The organism is Polaromonas sp. P1_E1_2 (assembly GCF_056406035.1).
On record NZ_JBFUAZ010000183.1, the window covers coordinates 1 to 6,898 of the forward strand.

The 6,898-nt window shown below is 62.8% G+C and carries 7 protein-coding genes; 4 read left to right on the plus strand and 3 right to left on the minus strand.

Annotation, left to right across the window (positions count from 1 at the left end; translation table 11 throughout):
- Nucleotides 1–237 precede the first annotated feature (237 nt).
- Both AC1D1P_RS10650 and AC1D1P_RS10655 read right to left on the minus strand, forming a co-directional pair.
- Nucleotides 238–825: a hypothetical protein gene (locus AC1D1P_RS10650; RefSeq protein WP_477672952.1), complete on the minus strand. Its 588-nt coding sequence runs from the start codon at nucleotides 823–825 to the stop codon at nucleotides 238–240.
- 118 nt (nucleotides 826–943) lie between these two features.
- Nucleotides 944–2,134, minus strand: coding sequence for an aminotransferase-like domain-containing protein (locus AC1D1P_RS10655; protein WP_477672957.1), 1,191 nt, complete (start codon nucleotides 2,132–2,134; stop codon nucleotides 944–946).
- Between the two features lie 132 nt (nucleotides 2,135–2,266).
- On the opposite strand from AC1D1P_RS10655, the gene AC1D1P_RS10660 reads away from it, so the two are divergent.
- Genes AC1D1P_RS10660 through AC1D1P_RS10675 form a run of 4 tightly spaced genes read left to right on the plus strand, consistent with a single transcriptional unit; the run spans nucleotide 2,267 to nucleotide 4,856 of the window.
- Nucleotides 2,267–2,866 (plus strand): TetR/AcrR family transcriptional regulator, encoded by a 600-nt coding sequence (locus AC1D1P_RS10660; RefSeq protein WP_477672953.1) that lies wholly within the window; start codon nucleotides 2,267–2,269, stop codon nucleotides 2,864–2,866.
- Between the two features lie 33 nt (nucleotides 2,867–2,899).
- Nucleotides 2,900–3,427, plus strand: a complete 528-nt coding sequence (locus tag AC1D1P_RS10665; RefSeq protein ID WP_477672954.1) for an SRPBCC family protein — start codon at nucleotides 2,900–2,902, stop codon at nucleotides 3,425–3,427.
- Complete coding sequence (locus tag AC1D1P_RS10670) at nucleotides 3,417–3,827, plus strand: PaaI family thioesterase (RefSeq protein WP_477670972.1); 411 nt, start codon at nucleotides 3,417–3,419, stop codon at nucleotides 3,825–3,827. The genes AC1D1P_RS10665 and AC1D1P_RS10670 overlap by 11 nt, the downstream gene beginning before the upstream one ends.
- Nucleotides 3,828–3,866: 39 nt before the next feature.
- Nucleotides 3,867–4,856 carry an AraC family transcriptional regulator gene (locus tag AC1D1P_RS10675; protein ID WP_477672955.1) on the plus strand — a complete coding sequence of 330 codons (990 nt, stop codon included), beginning with the start codon at nucleotides 3,867–3,869 and terminating at the stop codon, nucleotides 4,854–4,856.
- Here AC1D1P_RS10675 and AC1D1P_RS10680 read toward each other — a convergent pair.
- On the minus strand, nucleotides 4,851–6,515 hold the full coding sequence (locus tag AC1D1P_RS10680) for an alkaline phosphatase family protein (RefSeq protein WP_477672956.1): 1,665 nt from the start codon (nucleotides 6,513–6,515) through the stop codon (nucleotides 4,851–4,853). The genes AC1D1P_RS10675 and AC1D1P_RS10680 overlap by 6 nt on opposite strands.
- Nucleotides 6,516–6,898 lie beyond the last annotated feature (383 nt).

The window sequence follows — 6,898 nt, forward strand, 5'->3', positions numbered from 1 at the left end:
CCCAGGTGGACTGGACGAACATCCAGACGATCATGAATACCCCAAGCGTGAGGAGCGTAAACAGCAGCACCAAAGCCCAATGCAATTGGGGTGGCGCGGGGTAAGCGTCTGCGTTCATACCGCCGCCTGGTGGCCCGGGGTTTGCCAAAGGGTCCTGCTGGTCTTCGTTCATAAACTCCCACTTTTCTTTTTTCTAATCTATCCAGGTCACTTCGCTCAACCCATGGCCTCCAACTGCTATTTGACGGCGGCCGCGCGGCGAACGTCGGTCACCACCTTGTCCAGCGTGGCGACCAGTGTGGTCTGCACATTGTCATCTGAGACCCGGCCCTGGAATCGCTCAGAGCCGATGGCGAAGAATGGCTCGGCATCGACCATGCCCTGGATGCTGATGTGCACGACTTTTTCGCTTCTTGAGCTTTCAATGCCCTTGATCAGCAAAGCCGTGAATATGCCGCCGCCAGCCGCTGCAAGGCCGGCCTCGTTCAACGTGACAGGGGGAGCGTACACGTTGACGACAAACTCGCTCAAGGTGATCTTCCTTCCCTGTAGTTCGGCTGCCAGGTTGTTGTGCAGCCAGGCCTTCATGAGTGCGGGTGCGTCCGGCGAGAGGTTGTCGTCACCAAAATAGTTGTTGAAGCCGCCATTGTTGTCTACAGCCCTGGAGACACGCGTTTCAGCGGCACGGTCATCGACAAACCGGAAGCCGGTGGTCTCAGGCGCCTGCACTGCCAGTTTGGGTGAAAGTTTTACAGCGGAAGTGGCGCCGCAAGCGGCGAGAAAAAGGGCCACGCAAACGGGCAGGACAAGGCGGACGAGGCGCATAAAAGCTTTCGAAAAAAAGAACGGGATTGAAATAAATGTTTGCGTAGCCGTGATTCCGCTCAACGGTGGTCACGTGTTTGCGTGAACTTGCCCGGGCAGATCATCTATTCGCCGGTGGTCACAAGGCCTTGCCCAGCCGCGCCACACCCTCTTCAATCTTCGCCACATCCGCCGTGGCAAAGCTCAGCCGCAGCGTGGCCAGGTCCGGGTTGCTGGCGTAGAACGGCGCGCCGGGCACAAAGGCCACGAGCTGTTCAATCGCTTTTTTGGCGAACTCGCCGGCGTCTTTGCTTTTGCCGCCCGCGCCCGTCAGGCGTGCCCAGAAGAACAAGCCGCCTTGCGGCTGGGTGAATTCAATCGCGTCACCGAGCTCGCGCTTGAGCGCCGCGCCCATGGCGTTGGCGCGTTCGCCATACACCTTGCGCACATGCGTCAGCGTAGCGGGCATGCGGCCGGCCTTGAGGTATTGGGCAGCGGTGGCCTGGGCGAAGGTGCTGGTGTGGGCGTCGCTGAACTGCTTGCACATGGTGGCTTTCGCCAGCAGCTCGGCGGGGGCGATCATCCAGCCCACGCGCAGGCCGGGGCTCAGCACCTTGCTGAGTGAGCCGCAGTGCGCCAGCAGCTCGGGGCTGCCAGGCACGCCGGCGCTCAGCGCCAGCAGCGAGGGTGGTGGTGCCTCGCCAAAGTAGAGGTCGCCGTAGGGGTCGTCTTCGACGATCAGCGTCTGGTATTTGACGGCCATCTCGAGCACTTTCTTGCGGCGCTCCAGGCTGAGCAGCGCGCCGCTGGGATTGCCGAAGGTGGGAATCAGGTAGACGAACTTGGGCTTGTGCTGGGCGATGAGTTGTTCGAGCTCGTCGGTTTTGACGCCGTTGGCATCAATCGGTGCGCTGATGAGTTCTGCGCCGTACAGGCGAAAACACTGGATGGTGGCGAGGAAGGTGGGGCCTTCAACGATGACCTTGTCGCCGGGGGAGATCATGGTTTTGCCCAGCAAATCAAGCGCCTGCTGGCTGCCGGTGGTGACGATGAGGTTTTCGGGGGCGACGTCTTTGGCGCCCTTGGTGGCCATGAAGGCGCTGAGCTGTTCGCGCAGCGGGCCGTAGCCTTCGGTGGYGCCGTATTGCAGCGTGCCGCCGGGTTCTTCGTTCAGGGCCTTGTTGCTGGCCTCCTGGATGCCGGCCACGTCGAACATGGCGGGGTCCGGAAAACCGCCGGCAAAGCTGACGATGCCGGGCTTGCCCAGCAATTTAAAGAGTTCGCGGATGGCGGAGGTTTCAACGTTGTTGAGGCGGTCGGCAAATTGCAGTGGCATGGGGGTCTCGCTTTCTGTTTTGTATTGTCGCCAATTTGCGCGCAGGTTTCCTGCGGCCTGGCCTGCCGGTTGCCCTGCGGTCGCAGGGAAGTTGACAGAGCATCAATCTAGAGTAATACTCTAGTCATGAGTTCTGCCACACCCCCTGCCGCTGCCACCCTCTCCACCCGGGAGCGCCTGCTGGACGCCGCCACCAAGGTGTTTCTCGAACACGGCTTCACGGCGGCCTCGATGGACATGGTTCGCCAGGAGGCGGGCGTGAGCAACGGCAGCCTGTACCACCACTTTCCCACCAAGGCACAGCTGGCCGATGCGCTGTATGCGCACACGCTGCGCGATTTCCATGCGGCGCTAATGCAGCCCATCAGCGGCAAGGCCTCGGCCCAGGCCGGCGTCAAGGGCCTGATGCGCGCGTACATCCAGTGGGTGCTGCAACACCCCGACCAGGCACGGCTGCTGCACACGCTGCGGCGCGGCGGTGACATGGCAGGCGGCGCCGAGATCGACGCGGCCAATGAGCAGGCCTTTGCCACGCTGAAGGCTTGGGTAGCGCAGCAGGTGGAGGCCGGCGAGATGCGGGCCATGCCTTTTCACCTGTGGATGGCGCTGATGTTTTCACCGGCGATGTCGCTTACGCAGKGCTGGGTCAGCCAGCCCACCCCGGCCGTCACACCCAAAGTGCGGGCCGCACTGGAACACGCCGCCTGGATGGCCGTAGCCCCCTGAAACACCTTCCCGACTTCAACAAGGAGTACCTGCATGAAAGTTGTCAATGTTCATCAACGTTTGCTGCATGCCAGCCCGCAGCAGGTAGGCGCGCTGATCGATGCGCTGGGCTCATCGGCCGATACGCTGTGGCCCGGAAAGGCATGGCCGCGCCTGAAGTTCGACAGGCCGCTGGCCGTGGGCGCCATCGGTGGGCATGGGCCTATCCGCTATGTGGTGGAAGCCTATACGCCGGGCCAGTCGGTGCGGTTTCGCCTGACCGCACCGGCGGGCTTTGACGGCTGGCACGGTTTTGAGGTGCTTGAGGCCACGCCCGCGCATTGCGTGCTGGAGCACCGCATTGAGATGAACACACGCGRCACTGGCCTGCTCTTGTGGCCGCTGGTGATTGGCCCCCTGCACGACGTCTGCGTGGAAGACGTGCTGTCGCAGGCGCAGCTCTCGCTGGGCAATGAGCCACGGCAGGTGCCCTGGCCGGCCTACATACGCCTGCTGCGCTGGCTGGTGTCGGGCGGCAGGCGGTTGACCCCGCCGTTTTCGCGCAGCCAGCATGCCCGCTGACTTGCTGGCCTGGGGCCGTCAGGTGCTGGGGCAACAGCCCTTCAGCGCGATGCTGAACGCGCAGCTGGATGCCTTTGCGCCCGGCGGCGCGGAGCTGTCGGTGCCTGTGGTGCCTGGCCTCTTGCAGCAGCACGGCTTTGTGCATGGCGGTGTGTTGTCTTACTTGGCAGACAACGCGCTCACGTTTGCGGGGGGCTCGGTGCTGGGCGACTCTGTCACGTCAGAGTTCAAGATCAACTACCTGCGCCCGGCCAAAGATGCCGAGCGCCTGCTGGCCGTGGCCACGGTGGTAGGCAGCGGCAAGACGCAGGCGGTGTGCCGATGCGATATTTTTGTGCTACGCGGGAAGGAGCGCATCTTGTGCGCAGCAGCGCAGGGCACGATACGCAAAGCGGGCTAGCCACAGCAACACGGGGCCGCTGGCGCTAGACTTGCCGGCATGCCTTTGACCCAGACGCAAGAGCTCGCGCCCAACCCGCACCAGCATACCTACATCGCCCGCATCAACCGGGTGGTAGACCACGTCAGTGCCAACCTGGACGGCACGCTGGACCTGCAAACGCTGGCCGATGTGGCGCACTTTTCACCCTGGCACTTTCACCGCGTGTTCCAGGCGGTCACGGGCGAAACCCTGGCCGACTGTGTGCGCCGCCTGCGGCTGGAGTCGGCGGCGCAGCGCCTGATATTTACGCAGCAGACCGCGCTGCAGGTGGCGCTTGACACAGGCTTTGCGTCGGCCGAGGTCTTCAGCCGGGCCTTTCGCGCCCACTTCGGCACAACGCCCACGGCCTGGCGGCGTGGCGACTGGCGTGAGTGGGCAACGCGCCACGTGCTTGAACATGGCAAGAATCATCAAGCCCATCACAAGCCGAATCAAGACTCCATCATGGCGCTGTTTAAAGATAGAACCCTCTGGCCCGTGGGGCCGGTTTTATCTGAAAGAGGCTTGAACATGCACATTGAACTGAAGACCATTCCTGCCATGCGCCTGGCTTACATGCGCAATACCGGCCCTTATGGCGACCAGGTGGCGCAGCTATGGCAACGCTTTGTCGCCTGGTGCGGCCAGCACGGCCACATGAACCCGCGCCCCAGGATGTACGGCATCAGCCAGGACAACCCCGAGATCACGCCCGCCGACAAGTGCCGCTACGACGCCTGCATTGAAGTGAACGAGGCCTTCAAACCGCAAGGCGAGACAGGCGTGCAAAACTTTGGCGGCGGGCGCTACGCCTGCGGCCGCTTCACCGGCAAGCCGGGCAACGAGGTGCACGAAGCCTGGACGCACATGTTTGCCGAGTGGCTGCCGCAAAGCGGCTACCAGCCGGACAATAAACCGGCGCTGGAGTTGTATGAAGAAGACTTTGTAATGGACCCGAAAACGGGAAACTTCAGCTGCTGGCTGTGTGTACCGGTCAAGGCGCTATAGCCCCTGTAGAGGCAACAGCTTGCCTTCGGCCGCGGAAGGCGGCGCAATGCGCAGCAGGCGTGACAGCGTGGGCGCGATGTCCACCACTTCTACACGTGCATCGACGCGGCCGGGCTTTATCCAGGCGGGGCCGTACATCAGGATGGGCACTTGCGTGTCATACGGATGCGGGGAACCGTGGGTGGCGACCGTGTTGCCGAACATCCAGCCGGGCTTGAGTGAATACTGCACGTCGCCCGATACATCGGCGTGCCAGGATTTTCGGATCTGGTCGAAAAATGGCGCACCGGCACGGCTTGCGCTTGCCAGTTCGCGGCGGGTATAGGCCGCGGCAAAGCCGGGCTCTGCCAGCAGCAGGGTGCGGGCTTCTTCTGCCAGGGCATTCGGGTCTGCCTGCTTTTGCGCGATGAGTTTTTTGTCGAACAGCAAGCTGGAGCCGGAGAACCCCGCCGTCCATTTGCCTTCGCCAAACCGTTTTTCCAGGCCGGTGTTGACACGCCACAGCACCTGGCTGCTGTTGACGCGACCGGCCTCACGGCCCTGGCTGGCGAGGTAGTCAGGTGACGGCATGAAGCCGTGATCGGCCGTCAGCATGACGAGGTAGTTGTCTTTGCCGACGCGGGCGTCCAGGTCCTGGAAGAAGGCCTGCAGCATGCGGTCGAGTTGCAGCAGGTGGTCGTGCGACAGGCGCGACTCGGCGCTGAAAGCGTGGTTCACGTAGTCGTGGCCCGACAGGCTGACCGACAGAATGTCGGGAATGTCGTCCTGCCCCAGCTGCTCGCCGGCAATGGCCGCGCGGGCAAACTCCAGCGACATGGCATCGACAAAAGGACCACGCAGCAACGAGCTGTAAAACCGCGGGCCGGGCGCCGTGTCGTCGGGCGCTCCGTACATGGCAGGCAAACCGCCACCGGCGGGGCCAAACCATTTTTGCTGGTCGGGCACCGAGCGCGCATAGGCGGCCTCAGGCAGCACGGCTTTCCATTCAGTCTTGAAATAGCGGTCGGCCAGCTTCTGGCCGTTAAAGGCATTGACCCAGCCCGGGTGCGCGGCCATGTAATGCGTGCTGGATGCAAACTGCCCTGTGGCGCCCATGTACATATAGGCCGTGCCGGTTTTGCCGGCGGGCAGAATGGCGCCGCGGTCTTTGCCGGAGATGCCGATCACTTTAGAGCGGCTGTCTACCCGCCGCAGCACGTCACCCACCGTTTCCGCCTTGAGGTTCTTCGGGCTGGTGCCGTCGAGCGCGTTGGTCTGGTGGCCGATGTAAGTGGCCGTGGTGTCACCCGTGCAGTACACCGGCTCTGCGGTGATGGGGTCGCGCCAGTCGTTGCCGATGATGCCGGTGCGATGCGGATAAGCGCCTGTGAGCATGGTGGCGTGGCCGGCCGCGGTGACGGTAAAGGCATGGCCGTAATGCGCGTTGGCGAACCAGGCGCCGCGGTCAAGGAAGCGTGCCAGGCCATCGGGCGCGAGCTGGTCGCGGTAGTCCAGCACCTGGCGCTGCGGCAGCCCGTCTACTACCAGGAAGACAACGAGTTTGGGACGCGGTGCAGCGGCTTGCGATAGCGCGGTAGAACCGGGCGCTGCGGCACAACTGGCCAGCAATACTGCCGTGAACGCGGCAACCAGAATACGCAAAGGTGTGTGAAGTTTCATGGGGATCATGCGGGTGATGCTAGGTGAGTTCATGGTTTGCGGGCAACAGTAGTCACCCGTAGCAGGCATGGATGTCGCGGCCTGTTGCCGGGAAGGCTTGCATGGTAACTGCGTCACCACGTACCCATTGGTGTTCCCTGTGTAGGACCATGGCTCTCCGGACTGCTACTTCTGTCTCGTTCACATTTGGTTTCAATGCCAAAGGATTGACGTGCGTTTCGGTTGTGGGGCAGGATGCATTCATGACCAACAACGCAGCGCCGGACACGGCGCCCAACGTAGCGCCATATGTCGCCGCTCCAGGGGAGACGGAGGTTGAACGCGTGGTGACGGCGAGCATGTGCAACATGCGGGAAGGCATCTTCGCGCAGATGGAAAACATC